We start from the raw sequence: 14129 nt of genomic DNA, 5'->3' as shown, positions 1-14129 counted from the left end.
AATAAGTTGGATGGGAAATTTTGCCCTTTAATTTTGTCCCATGTTTAATATCAGGGTTTACGGTATTCTTATCAATGACCTGAAACAGGTCCTTGTTAGTGATGAACTTATCCGCGGGGGCTATTATACCAAATTTCCAGGCGGCGGACTCGAATTTGGGGAAGGCACAAGGGAGTGCCTGAAAAGGGAGTTCAAGGAAGAGATGGACCTGGAAGTCAGGGTGGGCGACCATATTTACACGACGGACTATTTCCAGATGAGTGCATTTAACCCCAGCCACCAGATCATTTCCATTTATTATTTCGCCCATCCACTGGAGTCCATCAAAGTTCCACTGCGATCCAAGCCATTTGATTTTGATGAGCAACAGTTGCGTGTATACGAAGAAAGGAAGGAGATCGAAACCTTTCGCTTCATTGACTGGCATGAATTCAATGAAGCCGTGGTAACCCTTCCCATTGACAAGATTGTGGCCGACCTGGTAAAACGAAACCAACCCTGAGCAGAGTCAATGTAAACTTTATCACCTCCCGGACTTTGAAATATGCCGCTGCCAATATATTTTGGCCGCAATTCATCCTGTTATGGAAAACAACTTCAACCCATCCAACGAGACCACTCCACACTCACCGACTGATCCAGCTATGGAGGCCATCCCATCTCTAACCCAAGGATCTACTGACAATAATGAACCGGTTTCCTTGGCGCCTGCTACAAAGTTCGGAAAGAATTTCCTGGTAACCCCTGCACTGATCCTGGTCAACCTGGGGATCTTTATAGCCATGGTCATCTCCGGCGCCAATGTATTTAATCCGGATGCAGAAACCCTGATACAATGGGGAGCGCTATTCCGCACCGATGTATTGGCCGGGGAATGGTGGAGGTTGTTTACTGCAGCATTCCTCCATATTGGCATCCTTCACCTCGCCATGAACATGTATGCGCTTTTCGACATCGGGAAGACCATCGAGCCCATGGTAGGTCCTCTAAAATTCATCTTGATATACCTTCTGTGTGCATTAGGAGGGAGTACAGCCAGTTTGTACTGGAATAGTTTTAGCGTAGGCGCCGGCGCCTCAGGCGCTATATTCGGCTTGTTTGGGTTCTACCTGGCGCTATTGACAACAGACCTGATCGATAGCGGAACCAGAAAAAAAGAACTTACTACCCTCGCCGTATTCATGGGCTATAACCTTCTGTATGGGTTAAAAGGCGGAGTGGATAACGCTGCACATATTGGTGGTTTGGTGAGTGGCTTTATAATTGGCAAGTCGTTTTATTACGTCCTGTCAGAACCCGGGAACAAAGCCTTGGAAAGGAATGTCCTTCTGGCATTGATCATAGGATTTGTATTGACCACTACCCTTACTATCAGCACCGTTACTGATCCACTTACTACTTACGAAACGAAATACAAACGCTTTACCCAACTTGAAAAATCCGCCCTGGAAACCTATCAATATTTAGGTGACACAAGTATTGAAAAAGAAAAGATGCTTTACGAAATAAATGACAGGGGCCTTTATTATTGGAATGAAGCAAAGGATGTGCTTAAGGAAATTGACCAGCTTGAACTACCGCAGTCATTGAAAGAAAGGAATAAACTGATGCATCAGTATGTGGATACCCGGATCAGCACCTATGAATTGTTCCATAAGGCCGTGTGGGAGGACAGCAGGCAATACGACCAAAAAATACTGGAAGCCACCATGAAAACAGACTCCATCCTGAACCTGCTGAATGTTAATGCCATAAACTAACTTCCTGTTCTTTCCTGACCAAAAAACATACACAAGAAAGCTAGATCTGATCAAGGTAAAGAAGTACCCAAGGCATTTGAACAATGTTCCCATATAATACTGCAATCAGGGCATTGGGATCAGTGATGGATACTCAGCTTATGGATCATTTCCTCACTTACATCATCTGCATATACCCCATATCCATTCACCAAAACCCCTTTTTCCCCGTGCTTGCTTTCGATGGCATAGACTACTGAGGAATCAGACGGATTGGTCATGCCTTCAAAACGATGCACCTCCACGATCTCAAATTCATTAGGCATGAGGCTGATCGGGGAATCATGGCAAACCACACAATCATAGGCCAGGTTGAAATCGATGGTATAGCCCCTGCTTTTGAGGCCATTTACAGCTTCGGACAAGGTATCATAGGCGATCATGGCAATGTATTTTGTCCCTAAAACTAGCAATTCCCGGAATGCCTGCCATCTGAAATTGTTAAAGATTGTAGTTTATTGATAATCAATACCTCTACATTATTGTACAATAGACCCCATTATTGTACCTTTGCGGCGAATTAAAAGGATTAATATGTCAACAATCACCAAATCGAATATCGATTTTTCCCTTCCCTATAAGGTGAAGGATATCAGCCTGGCAGAATGGGGCCGTAAGGAGATCCGCCTTGCAGAAGCAGAAATGCCCGGACTGATGGCCCTTCGTGCTGAATATGGTCCATCCCAGCCCCTTAAGGGCGCCCGTATTTCAGGATGCCTGCACATGACCATCCAGACCGCTGTTCTCATCGAAACCCTGGTGGCCCTTGGTGCCGAAGTAAAATGGAGTTCCTGTAACATTTTCTCCACCCAGGACCATGCTGCAGCAGCTATTGCCGCAGCTGGCATTGGTGTATTCGCCTGGAAGGGACAAACTGTAGAAGAAGCCGATTGGTGTATTGAGCAGACCCTTTTCTTTGGCAGCGCAGAACGCCCCCTGAACATGATCCTGGACGATGGCGGTGACCTGACCAATATGGTATTTGACAAATACCCTGAACTGATCCAGCATGTCAAAGGCCTGAGTGAAGAAACCACCACCGGTGTTCACCGTTTGTATGAGCGTATGGCCAAGGGTACCCTTCCTGTTCCTGCCATCAACGTAAACGACTCTGTTACCAAGAGCAAGTTCGATAACAAGTACGGTTGTAAGGAATCACTGGTTGATGCGATCCGTCGCGCCACCGATGTGATGCTGGCCGGAAAGGTAGCTGTAGTAGGTGGTTATGGTGATGTGGGTAAAGGTTCTGCTGCTTCACTGGCTGGTGCCGGTTGCCGCGTGATCGTTACAGAGATCGATCCGATATGCGCCCTGCAGGCTGCCATGGATGGTTTCGAAGTAAAAAAGATGAAAGATGCAGTGAAGGAAGCTGATATCGTTGTCACCGCTTCCGGCTGTCGCGACCTGATCACAGGTGAACATTTCAAACTCATGAAGGATAAGGCTATTGTTTGTAACATCGGCCACTTTGATATTGAGATCGATGTAGCCTGGTTGAACCAGAACTATGGTCATACCAAGGACACCATCAAGCCCCAGGTTGATATCTATAATGTAGAGGGCAAGGACATCATCCTGCTGGCTGAAGGCCGCCTGGTTAACCTGGGTTGTGCCACAGGCCACCCTAGCTTTGTGATGAGTAACTCCTTCACCAACCAAACCCTGGCGCAGATCGAACTCTGGACCAACGGCGATAAGTACGAGAACAAAGTATACGTACTGCCCAAGCACCTGGATGAAAAAGTTGCCCGCCTGCACCTGAGCAAGATCGGTGTTGAACTGGATGAATTGACCGCTGAACAAGCCGAATACCTCGGCATTCCCCAGTTTGGTCCATTCAAGTCTGAACAATACCGCTATTAATATTTGTACAACCACAAGGAGAACCCGCTGCCCGCAGCGGGTTCTTTTTTTGTACCTGTTTCATTGATACAGCATAGCCCATACCATAGCGTTTCCATGCTTCCGGCAAAATCCCTAACTTAATCCTATGTTAACCTATTCCATCACAGGCAGCTACACTGACCTGTACGAAATAACCATGGCGGAAACCTATTTCCTCGAAGGCCGCATGAACGATACCGCCGCTTTTGATTATTTCTTCCGTAAGGTCCCCAACAAAGGTGGTTATGTATTATTCGCAGGATTGCAGGATGTCCTTGATATATTATCCGACTTGCATTTTACTGAGGAGGATATTGCCTTTTTGAAAGAACTCAAATTCCATCCCTCCTTTTTGGAATACCTGAAAGGATTTCGCTTTCACGGGAATGTATTTGCCTGCCAGGAAGGTGAAGTAATATTTCCCAACTGTCCTGCCTTGCGACTGGAAGGCAATATCATTGAGGCCCAGTTGGCAGAGACCCTGCTTTTAAACATTTTAAATTTCCAGTCCCTCATCGCCACCAAGGCATCCAGGATAAAGCAGGTTGCCGGTAATAGCATCCTCAGTGATATGGGATTAAGGAGATCACAGGGCTTGGGGGGCATCCATGCAACAAGGGCTTCGATCATTGGCGGTTTTAGCTCTACCAGTAATGTTTATGCAGCGAGGCTCTATGGCTTACCTGTTACCGGAACCATGGCACATTCCTTTATTGGCAGTTATGACAATGAACTGGAAGCATTCAGGGCATTCGCCCAATCGCGCCCACATGATTGTGTTTTCCTGGCGGACACCTACGACACTTTGAAGAGCGGTGTCCCCAATGCCATCATAGTGGCCAGGGAAATGGAAAAGGCAGGACATCGGGCCAAGGGGATCAGGCTAGACAGTGGCGATCTCGCCTATCTTTCAAAGGCTGCGAGGAAAATGTTTGATGAAGCAGGATTGCCCTACATGAAGATCGTTGCATCTAACCAGCTCGATGAATTTGTGATCAAAAGCCTGACTGAACAAGGCGCCCTTATCGATATCTATGGCGTAGGTACAAGATTGGCCACCGGTCAACCAGATGCCGCTTTGGATGGGGTATATAAACTCTCCATGGCATCCGGCAAACCCAGGCTGAAACTATCTGAAACCATTGAGAAAACCACCCTTCCGGGGATCAAGCAGGTATACCGGGCATTTGACAACAATAGCCAGTTTTTTGGGGCGGATGCCATTACGCTGGATAAGGAAGAAATGGTTGATACCATATACCATCCTTTTGATGTGGAGAAATCCATGTCCCTGAATGGCCTTCTACTCCAACCCTTGCTCGGGAAGGTAATGGAAAAGGGAAGGATCCTGCAGGAACGCAAGACCCTCACCGAGATCGCGGCATATGCCAGCCGGCAATTGGCTGCTTTACCGCAGGAGTATAAACGTTTTGAAAACCCCCATGTCTATAAAGTTGGTATCAGTAAGTCATTACTCCACCTCAGGGATGAAATGAAGGCCCACTACAAAAAATAGCCCATGAAAGCCTTATTGATCGTTGATGTGCAAATCGATTTCCTTCCCGGCGGGGCATTGGCCGTACCAGGTGGGGATAGCATTATTCCTATCATCAATTCGCTTCAACCACAATTTGATCTGGTTGTCGCTACTCAGGACTGGCATCCCCGTGAACACAAGAGTTTCGCATCCAACCATAAAGGCAGGAAGGCATTCGAGCAGATCATCCTCAATGGACTTACACAAACCCTCTGGCCTGATCATTGTGTTCAAGGAACCCCGGGAGCTGAGTTTTCACCCGAACTCCATACCAATAAAATAGAAGCCATTTTCCGAAAAGGAACTGATATTGAGATTGACAGTTACAGTGGTTTCTATGACAACGGGCGAAGGAAGTCTACCGGACTCGCTGCCTACCTAAATGGGAAAGGAGTTAGCCAGGTTTATGTAACAGGTCTCTGCGGTGATATCTGTGTCCATTACACCGCAATGGATAGCCTGAAAGAAGGGTTTGACACCTTTATCATTGAGGATGGCACCTGCCCGCTGGTTGCTGGTGATTTTGAACAAACGAAGCAGGAATTTACTGTGGCAGGCGGGCAAATTGTCAATAGTGCTTCACTCATTTTAGCAAAATAAACAATTGGTCAATCCTTATGACGTACAAAAGGAAGCAATAGCATGGGAGCACTGGTTAAGAACCTAATACTTTTTTAAGTTCCGCCTGGATAAAGCCAAAGTTTTCTTCATCAAAACAAACAAAGTAGACTTTTTCCGGCAAGTCAGAATCAGTTAAAAAATCCGCGATGGTTTTTACTGCAATCGCGGCGGCAGCAGCTTTGGGAAAGTGGTATACCCCTGTACTGATATTGGGAAAAGCGATGGTCTTACAACCATATAATTTTGCCAGTTGCAGGGATTTGCGGTAACAACCAGATAATTTTTCACTTTCATGGTTATGTCCGCCATGCCAGACAGGACCAACTGTATGGATAACGAATTGCGAAGGCAAATTACCTGCTGTAGTGATCACGGCTTCGCCAGTAGCACAGCCGCCTTGCCGGGCAACGATCTTCTTGCAAGCCTCCAATATAGAGGGTCCTCCTGCCCTATGGATCGCACCATCAACGCCTCCCCCTCCCATAAGGGATGAATTCGCGGCATTTACAATGCAATCGACTACCATGGTAGTAATATCACCTTGCACGGCCACCATTCTATCTTTAAGCTCTTTCAAGGGAATTAAATTCGATGCAAAATTGATTAAAACAATAAACGGCAGTGGCGCATGCCTGCCTTGAAGGGGACATTTTGAGCAATACCCATTACTTGGGTAATGTCTTCGCTTCAGCAGCCACACAGGCAGATAATTTCATCAGCAAGTCCTGTTCCTTTGGACTTAAACTTACCACGGTCTGCTTGTCATTCCGGTCGGAAATGGTGATCATGACCACTTTCTTAGTCGCCAGCTTGGTCAGGTTGCTGGGCGTATAGGCCCCACCTTTCATGGTGTAGTGGAAAAACCCATTGCAATTGTCACCACCGGTGTTCCGCACTTCAATTTTCTGCTTACCCCCTTCGAAAATAAAATGGGCTTCAGAGTTTTCACCCATGCAATTGGCTTGCTGGTTACGTACAATGAAAAAATAATCGATCTCGTTTCCGGTAGCATCGATTGACAGCTTTAGAACACCTAGGTCAAAGAAACCGGTTGTGATCTTTGGCTTGCCACTGAATTCATCGGTAGTCTTTTTTAAAGGACATTCAGCAGCTGTTGGAACAGGTGCCTGGGCCCTGGTTGTGGCACTAAAAAACAAGCCCACGACCAGCAATAGCAAAGGGAATCTCTTCATGTTTTAAATATAAAAAGGATAACCCAAAGGCCATAAGGCGGCATGTTAAAATATTCTGCAATTACAGCAAGTAAAGGCTAACAGTCTCGGTTTCCCGCTTTCCGCTTTCGTTGACAGGGAAATCCGGTCTCCATAAAATTTGCCGGTCCCTATTGGGCGAAACCTTACTACTATTTCAATCAACCCACTTCCCCTTTAAAGCCTGCAGGCCATCAATCGCCTTTCCCTAGGTCAAAACCCTTAGTCCGGTCATTGCCATAATCCACTAATTTCATGGTCCAAACTATTGGCCAATGAAACGCATTATTCTACCCTTGCTTGCATTATCAATTTCCATTTATGGTATGGCCCAGGCGCCAGCCATTATCCCGGAACCCCTGAAAATGGAAACCAGCAATGGCAAATTTGAATTACCGGAGCAGTCCACTATTTCATTTAAAGGCAATTCACCTGAACTGGCAGCTATCGCCAACCAGGTGAAACAAAAATTGGAACAGGCGACCGGAAGGTCAGTCTCCATTACCCCCGGCGGGGAAGGAACGATCCTTTTGCAATTGTTACCCAAAGCAGATACCACCCTTGGAAAGGAAGGCTACCGGTTGAGTGTAGGCGACAAGAAGATCACCATTGAGGCCAACCAGCCTGCCGGCATTTTCTATGGCGTGCAAACCCTTTGGCAACTTTTCCCTGCCGCCATTGAAAGCAAAACACCCATAAAGGACGCTAACTGGACCATTGCTACTACCACTATTACCGACAAACCCAGGTTTGGCTGGAGGGGACTGATGCTGGATGTTTCCCGTCACTTCTTCACCAAGCAGCAGGTGAAAGACTTTATTGACAATATGGTGAAGTACAAATACAATATGCTTCACCTCCACCTTACCGATGACCAGGGCTGGAGAATAGAGATCAAGAGCCTGCCCAGGTTGACGGAAGTGGGTGCCTGGCGTGCTGAACGGGTTGGTCGCTGGGGGGACTGGAGCAAACCCTCCCCGGATGAGCCAAAGAGTTATGGAGGATTTTACACACAGGATGATATCAGGGAACTTATCCAATATGCAAAGGATCGCTTTGTAACCATCATGCCTGAGATCGACGTACCGGGGCACAGCATGGCCATTGTGGCTGCCTATCCCGAACTCAGTGCAACACCGGGCAACTACCAGGTGAATGCAGGCGAAAGGTTTATGATCTGGCCGGGCAATGGCCACTTTTATGGCCTGATCGACAATACCCTTAACCCTGCCAGTGAAAAGACCTATGAATACCTGGACAAGATATTTACCGAATTAGCGCAATTGTTCCCCTTTGAATACATCCATATGGGTGGGGACGAATGCTACAAAGGTTTCTGGGAAAAGAGCGATGCCGTAAAGGGCCTCATGAAGAAAGAGAAGCTCGCCAATATGGACGAGGTGCAGAGTTATTTTGTGAAGCGCGTCGGCAAGATCATTGCGTCAAAAGGCAAGAAGATGATGGGTTGGGATGAGATCCTGGAAGGAGGCATAGCACCTGGCGCAGCAGTAATGAGCTGGCGTGGGGAAGAAGGCGGAATCAAGGCGGCCAATATGAAACACAATGTGGTGATGAGCCCCAACCAATATACCTATGTTGACCTTTACCAGGGCGACCCCATTGCCGAATTGCCCACCTATGGATCGGTACGTTTGAAAAAAAGCTATGAGTTCAACCCGGTACCAAAAGGTGTTGACCCGCAGTATATCCTGGGGGGGCAAGCCAATCTCTGGAGCGAACGACTCCATACTGTCCGCCATGCGGAATACATGCTATGGCCCAGGGCCTTTTCCATTGCAGAATCAGTATGGAGCCTGCCCGAAAAGAAAGACTGGAACAAGTTCATCCAAAAGACGGAAACGCATTTCAAGCGACTGGATGCGGCAGACATCAATTATTCGCGCAGCATGTATGACCCCATTTTCTCAGTAAAAAAGACCAGTGACAGTACCTTCCAGATCATCCTCGACAAGGAGATCGAAGACCTGGATATTCATTATACTTTCTATGAAGTATTTCCCGACAGCCACTACCCAGTTTACAAGCAGCCACTGGAAGTTCCACGGGATGCAGTAAACCTCAGGGTGATCACTTCCCGCAATGGAAAGATCATTGGCAAGATGATCACGATGCCCATTGAGGAATTGAAGAAAAGAGCCAAGATCAAATAAGTAAAGGCCGGGTCACTGCCCGGCCTTTACTTTTGCCTTTATTTCTTCCAGCATTTTATCCATTTGTTTGCGATCGATGTAAACCCCATTCCTGATAATTGCCGAAATCTTTTGGGTATTGGTAATGTCATCCAGTGGATTGGCACTGAGCAAAAGGAGATCGGCCACCTTTCCCTTTTCTACCGATCCATAATCGGTGGACCTCCCCATGAATGCAGGCCCGTTGACAACAGAAGCCTGGATGGCTTCCAATGGCGTCAGTCCATATTGCACATAGTACGCCAGTTCCTGATGCAAGCCAATGCCAGGATAATCGTAAGAATTAAGGTAGCCTGCATCCGTACCGGCTATGATCTTCATTCCGCTTTTCTGAACCAGTGGCAATAAGGCAGCAGCTTTTTCAAATACCTGGTGCCGAAGGTAAATGGCCTCCGGCGAATCCTGGGCAGCCCTTTGTACCCGCCATTCATAAGTACGCTTCAAGCCATTGCCAATGTATTGGAGATAATCATCCCCGGAATGGTCTTCCTTGTCAAAGTAAGCGCCATTGTGACTGATCACCAGTGTAGGAACTACAGCAGTACCATTGGCAGCGAGCCTTGCAAATAATGAAGATGCACGTGCCGTATCAAAATTTTCCAACAGGTAAACATTCATGGCCCGGCCCTGCAATTTCCCTTCACTGGCCAGTTTGGCCACCAACTTTTCATCAGGCGCACCTGCCCTCAGCAAATAGGTCATGTGCTCAATAGCAGAAAGTCCGGCATCGCTCACTTCGGTCAGCGTAAGGCTTGCAGGAATATGGCCGGTAATTTTCCATCCCCTTGCCCTTGTGGCTTTAATGGCTTCAAGGTATAGATCAGGCTTCATGGTATTGTCCGTGATCTTTACAAAGTCCACTTTGAGTTTTTGCAGGGAATCCAAAGCGGTCAGCATTTCAGCCTTTGTACCGACCTCCAGGTCACCTTTCCAGATGGAATTGATGCCTTCCAGTTTGGGTCCGGAAGTAAAGATCCTCGGCCCCTGCAAATTCCCCTGATTGATCAGTTCCCTCCATTGCAGGACCGAGGGGCTGATATCGGCGGCACAATCACGAACAGCAGTCACACCATGAGCCAGGTATAAGGGAAGCAGCCATTTGTTTTCCTCGATCAGCGTATCCCCACCACCAAAATGCATGTGGTTATCCCATAATCCTGGCATCATATACAGGCCGGTCGCGTCAATCACCTGGCCTTTGTATTTTCTTTCCACCATTTGGGGATCCCCAATGGACGCGATCCTGCCATCCCTGATCTCCACAACCATTCCTTTTACCAATTGTCCATTCCGGACATCTATGATAGTGGCCCCCTTCACCAGGTAAGGCCTTGGCTGTGAAAAAACGGGAAGGTTACTGCATAAATGAAGGAAGGTTACCAGTGCTACCCTGAAAAATGCTGCCATAAGCTGATTATTACAAGCGGTAAAATAAGGCATTAATGGAAAGCACCCGGGACCAATCAATAATCTTATTGATCTGGGCGAATTTTATCTTCCCTGCAATCAGGGCACTTCACCCACAAGATGCGATTACCTCAATGCTTCAAACTGGTATTTCACCAGGGTCCAGAAACTGTCCAATGCAATAAGCCTTGGCTTGAAAAAACTGATCAACGCAGGCCAATCCTCCCGGCGCAATACACTTACCCCTTCTATTTTGGTATAGATCCTGCTGACAATCTTTCCATTTTCATCGATCGTATGCAATTGCCATAGCCAATCCTTCGCGATTTCACCCTCGAAAACCGACTTTAAAGACAGAAAAGTGTCAAAATAAAAGGCCTGGATCTCCGGGTCAGGATGGGTAAGCAATATGCCAATGGAAGCATCTCGGTTGCTGGTGGACATCCGGAAAAAAAGGTGCTTCTCCCCTGTTTTGTAGTTCAGCCAGTTAACCTTTTCATTATCGGCTGAGAGAATCGGCGACATATACTCGCCTAAAGCGGTAAAAAACTCCTGGCGGAGGCGTGAGGCTTCTTCCCTTGAATACATGGGGCAAAATTAACCGTTCCAGCTATAGCGGCGCAGTACACCTTTACAGCTACAGGTTAGTTAAAGGAAGGCCTCAAAAAGCTTCTAAAAATACCGTTGAAAAGAATTTTCAAAATTTTGGCAGCCAAAGGGCATAACTTGCACGGGAATTGATAGGTAAAAGTGTTTAATGAGATCAGATGCAGATAAAATTCATTCGTAATATCCAGTTCACCCGCCTGATCAAGGCTGAAGGCAGGCTACGGGAGTTCAACTTCAGGAAGATGAACTTATTGAACGAAACCTTATTCTCCGTGGATGTGGTAGATGACCGTGGCAACCGCATAATGTTCCGCATGGGCCGTAATGACAATGGCTGGCAGATCCAATCCCAACCTTTACCTACCTGGGTGGTCCAGCAGGAAAGACAACTCAGCGAGCTCATTGAGGAAGAGTTAATGGCCCAGTCCTGATGAAATAATTACTGTCCCCGGCCGTTTGAGCTTTAAGCAAACATTTGGTTTTTTTTCGTGCGAACTGTAATAACTTTCGCTCGCTAAGCAATCGATAAACCCCTAGAACTATGGCCGGAATCCTGGACCTGGTAGGCAACACGCCTATTGTAGCATTAAAGCATGTTATTGTAAACCCCAATGTGACCATCTACGCTAAGCTGGAAGGCAATAATCCGGGTGGCAGCGTGAAGGACAGGGCAGCCTATGGCATGATCAAAGGAGCCCTTGACCGTGGGGAGCTCCAACCAGGTATTAAATTGATTGAAGCTACCAGTGGCAATACAGGGATAGCCCTGGCCATGATCGCCAGCCTTTTCGGTGTGGAGATAGAACTGGTGATGCCAGAGGACGCAACCAGGGAAAGGGTTTTAAGCATGCAGGCCTTTGGCGCCAAAGTAACACTGACCCCTAAGGAGTTATCCATGGAAGGAGCCATAGATTACGCCAATGCGAGGGTGGCAGAAGGCGGATACCTGATGCTCAACCAGTTTGCCAATCCAGACAATTACTGGATGCATTACCGGACCACTGGTCCGGAGATCTGGCGCGACACTTCCGGAACGGTGACCCATTTCGTTTCTGCGATGGGAACAACCGGGACCATCATGGGAACTTCAAGGTACCTTAAGGAGCAAAATCCTTCTGTTCAGATCGTTGGCTGCCAACCCACCGATGGCTCCAAAATACCTGGCATCCGTAAATGGCCGGAAGCCTACCTTCCCAAAATCTTCGATCGCAGCAGGGTTGACAGGATCATGGAGGTAGCGGAAAAGGATGCACGCATCATGGCCAAAAGACTGGCCAGGGAAGAAGCCATCTTCAGTGGCATGAGCAGCGGAGGAGCCGTCCATGCTGCAGTTGAACTATCGCGGGAACTGGACAAGGGCGTGATCGTCTGCATCATTTGTGATCGTGGTGACCGTTACCTTTCCTCGGACCTTTTCGATTAATGATCCCTGCCATCCTATTTTTGCAAAGACAACAATTGACCGGCAATGGCTGTTAGCATAAGCCACAGACTGGTCTATAACCTATGGTACAAGCGTATAATTTTCTGGCTTCCTGGCAATTATTTCCTGAAAAATGTGATTACAGTTCCGGCATGCCGCCGAAATCCGGCAATTACAGGATCGAATCGATCAACAACCAGCGGGACCTGCTGATCCAGATCAATTGGGTCAGCCTGGATAATGAGGCTTATTATTCCCAATATGAATTCAGGCCCGACGGTGAGGTACATCCTTTCCCAGACAAAGTAATGGCAGATGCCATCAAGGGTGAAATAGAGAACGCTTCAACTATTACCCTATCCTTCCTGAAAGATGACCAGGAAGTACTGACAGTGCGTAAGGAGATCCTTTCCAACGGGTATTTGAAGATCACCCAGAAAGGCACCAAACCCGATGGCACCGCCTTCAGGAATATCGATATCTACCACAAGCAATTGAGCGTGCTTCCCTATGCGTCATCAGTAGGCAGTGTTGCGATCAGGCCAACTGAAGAGGGCATGATCAAGCACAAAGCCTTACAGGCCATGGAAGAACAGACCAATATGCAGTTGGACCAGATCAGGCAGCAGATCGAATTGTTGGCCAGGCAGGCTACAGAGATCAGGAAACGCAAGGAACTCAGCATGATGATCTACGAAGCCAAGCTTAACTTCCAGCCGGTCATAGGCCACCTTTATTACCTCTACCAGAAGAAGGATGATAGTTATGCACTATCGATGGTAAGCCCAAAGGAATGGGGCGGAACAGGCCCTTTCAAACAATTCATGGCAGCGGTCAAATTACTTGCAGACCATACATGGGCAGAGGTGGGAGAATCCTTTACTAACGTCAATGAATAAACGAAAAGAAATATCCACCCACGATACCTGGTTCTCTTTTGAAGTAAAGCCCAGCCGGATAGATGGTATGGGGGTATTTGCCAAAGAACCCATTCCGCCGCACAGGAAAATCGGCAACCTGGGAGGACAGGTGATCAGCATCCGTGCAGCCCGCCAGCGGGTGAAGCAACAAAAACGGGTGGCCATGGTTGAGTTTGGCGACGGTCGCGCATTGGATGCTTCCGTAAATGCCAACCAACTGCGCTATGTCAACCATTCCTGCGATCCCAACACCTATATGAGGGTAGCCTATGGCAGGGTGGAATTCTATACATTGAGAAGGATCAGGAAGGGCGAAGAGATCACCTGTAATTATGGTGAAACGCATCATGACGGTAAACTTTCCTGCAAATGCGGAAGTCCAAATTGCAAAGGCAGATTATAAACTCCGGCCCGTTTTTTCACCGCATTAAGAATTTTAACAATATCCACAACCTGTGCATAAGTAACTTTGCATTATAGCTGTCGGCAGGATTATATTTGGTAAGAC

The 14129-nt window shown here is 47.4% G+C and carries 15 protein-coding genes; 10 read left to right on the top strand and 5 right to left on the bottom strand.

Features of this window, described 5'->3' with window-relative positions:
- Window positions 1–40: 40 nt before the first annotated feature.
- Both KJS94_RS04125 and KJS94_RS04120 read left to right on the top strand, forming a co-directional pair.
- Window positions 41–502 carry an NUDIX domain-containing protein gene (locus tag KJS94_RS04125; protein ID WP_214446054.1) on the top strand — a complete coding sequence of 154 codons (462 nt, stop codon included), beginning with the start codon at window positions 41–43 and terminating at the stop codon, window positions 500–502.
- A gap of 82 nt (window positions 503–584) precedes the next feature.
- Window positions 585–1760, top strand: coding sequence for a rhomboid family intramembrane serine protease (locus KJS94_RS04120; RefSeq protein ID WP_214446053.1), 1176 nt, complete (start codon window positions 585–587; stop codon window positions 1758–1760).
- Window positions 1761–1879: 119 nt separating this feature from the next.
- Here the strand turns inward: KJS94_RS04120 and KJS94_RS04115 are convergent, their stop codons facing one another.
- Complete coding sequence (locus KJS94_RS04115; RefSeq protein ID WP_214446052.1) at window positions 1880–2182, bottom strand: phosphoribosylpyrophosphate synthetase; 303 nt, start codon at window positions 2180–2182, stop codon at window positions 1880–1882.
- A gap of 151 nt (window positions 2183–2333) precedes the next feature.
- Here KJS94_RS04115 and ahcY point away from each other — a divergent pair, with 151 nt between their 5' ends.
- The 3 genes from ahcY (at window position 2334) to pncA (ending at window position 5820) form a co-directional block, all read left to right on the top strand.
- Window positions 2334–3662, top strand: a complete 1329-nt coding sequence (gene ahcY, locus KJS94_RS04110) for an adenosylhomocysteinase (RefSeq protein WP_214446051.1) — start codon at window positions 2334–2336, stop codon at window positions 3660–3662.
- A gap of 127 nt (window positions 3663–3789) precedes the next feature.
- The gene (locus KJS94_RS04105; protein WP_214446050.1) at window positions 3790–5199 is read left to right on the top strand and encodes a nicotinate phosphoribosyltransferase; all 1410 of its coding nucleotides are present in this window, start codon (window positions 3790–3792) and stop codon (window positions 5197–5199) included.
- Window positions 5200–5202: 3 nt separating this feature from the next.
- Window positions 5203–5820, top strand: a complete 618-nt coding sequence (pncA, locus tag KJS94_RS04100) for a bifunctional nicotinamidase/pyrazinamidase (RefSeq protein ID WP_214446049.1) — start codon at window positions 5203–5205, stop codon at window positions 5818–5820.
- 55 nt (window positions 5821–5875) lie between these two features.
- Here the strand turns inward: pncA and KJS94_RS04095 are convergent, their stop codons facing one another.
- Both KJS94_RS04095 and KJS94_RS04090 read right to left on the bottom strand, forming a co-directional pair.
- Complete coding sequence (locus KJS94_RS04095) at window positions 5876–6541, bottom strand: O-acetyl-ADP-ribose deacetylase (protein WP_239804289.1); 666 nt, start codon at window positions 6539–6541, stop codon at window positions 5876–5878.
- Window positions 6507–7034 (bottom strand): hypothetical protein, encoded by a 528-nt coding sequence (locus KJS94_RS04090; protein WP_214446048.1) that lies wholly within the window; start codon window positions 7032–7034, stop codon window positions 6507–6509. The genes KJS94_RS04095 and KJS94_RS04090 overlap by 35 nt, the downstream gene beginning before the upstream one ends.
- 293 nt (window positions 7035–7327) lie before the next feature.
- Between KJS94_RS04090 and KJS94_RS04085 the strand changes: the two genes are divergently transcribed.
- A complete protein-coding gene (locus KJS94_RS04085) occupies window positions 7328–9223 on the top strand; it encodes a beta-N-acetylhexosaminidase (RefSeq protein WP_214446047.1) in 1896 nt (631 codons plus the stop codon).
- 12 nt (window positions 9224–9235) lie between these two features.
- Here KJS94_RS04085 and KJS94_RS04080 read toward each other — a convergent pair whose 3' ends face one another.
- Window positions 9236–10669: an amidohydrolase family protein gene (locus tag KJS94_RS04080; protein WP_214446046.1), complete on the bottom strand. Its 1434-nt coding sequence runs from the start codon at window positions 10667–10669 to the stop codon at window positions 9236–9238.
- 126 nt (window positions 10670–10795) lie between these two features.
- Entirely contained in the window at window positions 10796–11257 is a 462-nt protein-coding gene (locus KJS94_RS04075; RefSeq protein ID WP_214446045.1) for a DUF4268 domain-containing protein, read from the bottom strand.
- Between the two features lie 179 nt (window positions 11258–11436).
- Between KJS94_RS04075 and KJS94_RS04070 the strand changes: the two genes are divergently transcribed.
- The 4 genes from KJS94_RS04070 to KJS94_RS04055 all read left to right on the top strand — a co-directional run bounded on the left by KJS94_RS04070 (window position 11437) and on the right by KJS94_RS04055 (window position 14024).
- Window positions 11437–11709 (top strand): hypothetical protein, encoded by a 273-nt coding sequence (locus KJS94_RS04070; RefSeq protein WP_214446044.1) that lies wholly within the window; start codon window positions 11437–11439, stop codon window positions 11707–11709.
- A gap of 110 nt (window positions 11710–11819) precedes the next feature.
- The gene (gene cysM / locus KJS94_RS04065; RefSeq protein ID WP_214446043.1) at window positions 11820–12701 is read left to right on the top strand and encodes a cysteine synthase CysM; all 882 of its coding nucleotides are present in this window, start codon (window positions 11820–11822) and stop codon (window positions 12699–12701) included.
- A gap of 152 nt (window positions 12702–12853) precedes the next feature.
- Entirely contained in the window at window positions 12854–13600 is a 747-nt protein-coding gene (locus tag KJS94_RS04060; RefSeq protein ID WP_214446042.1) for a DUF2452 domain-containing protein, read from the top strand.
- Window positions 13593–14024, top strand: a complete 432-nt coding sequence (locus KJS94_RS04055; RefSeq protein WP_214446041.1) for an SET domain-containing protein — start codon at window positions 13593–13595, stop codon at window positions 14022–14024. The genes KJS94_RS04060 and KJS94_RS04055 overlap by 8 nt, the downstream gene beginning before the upstream one ends.
- The last annotated feature ends 105 nt before the right edge of the window (window positions 14025–14129 follow it).

It is taken from the genome of Flavihumibacter rivuli (assembly GCF_018595685.2).
Classification (GTDB): Bacteria; Bacteroidota; Bacteroidia; order Chitinophagales; family Chitinophagaceae; genus Flavihumibacter; species Flavihumibacter rivuli.
Note: the sequence above shows the minus strand (reverse complement) of the source record. Positions and strands in the feature narration are given on the sequence as shown.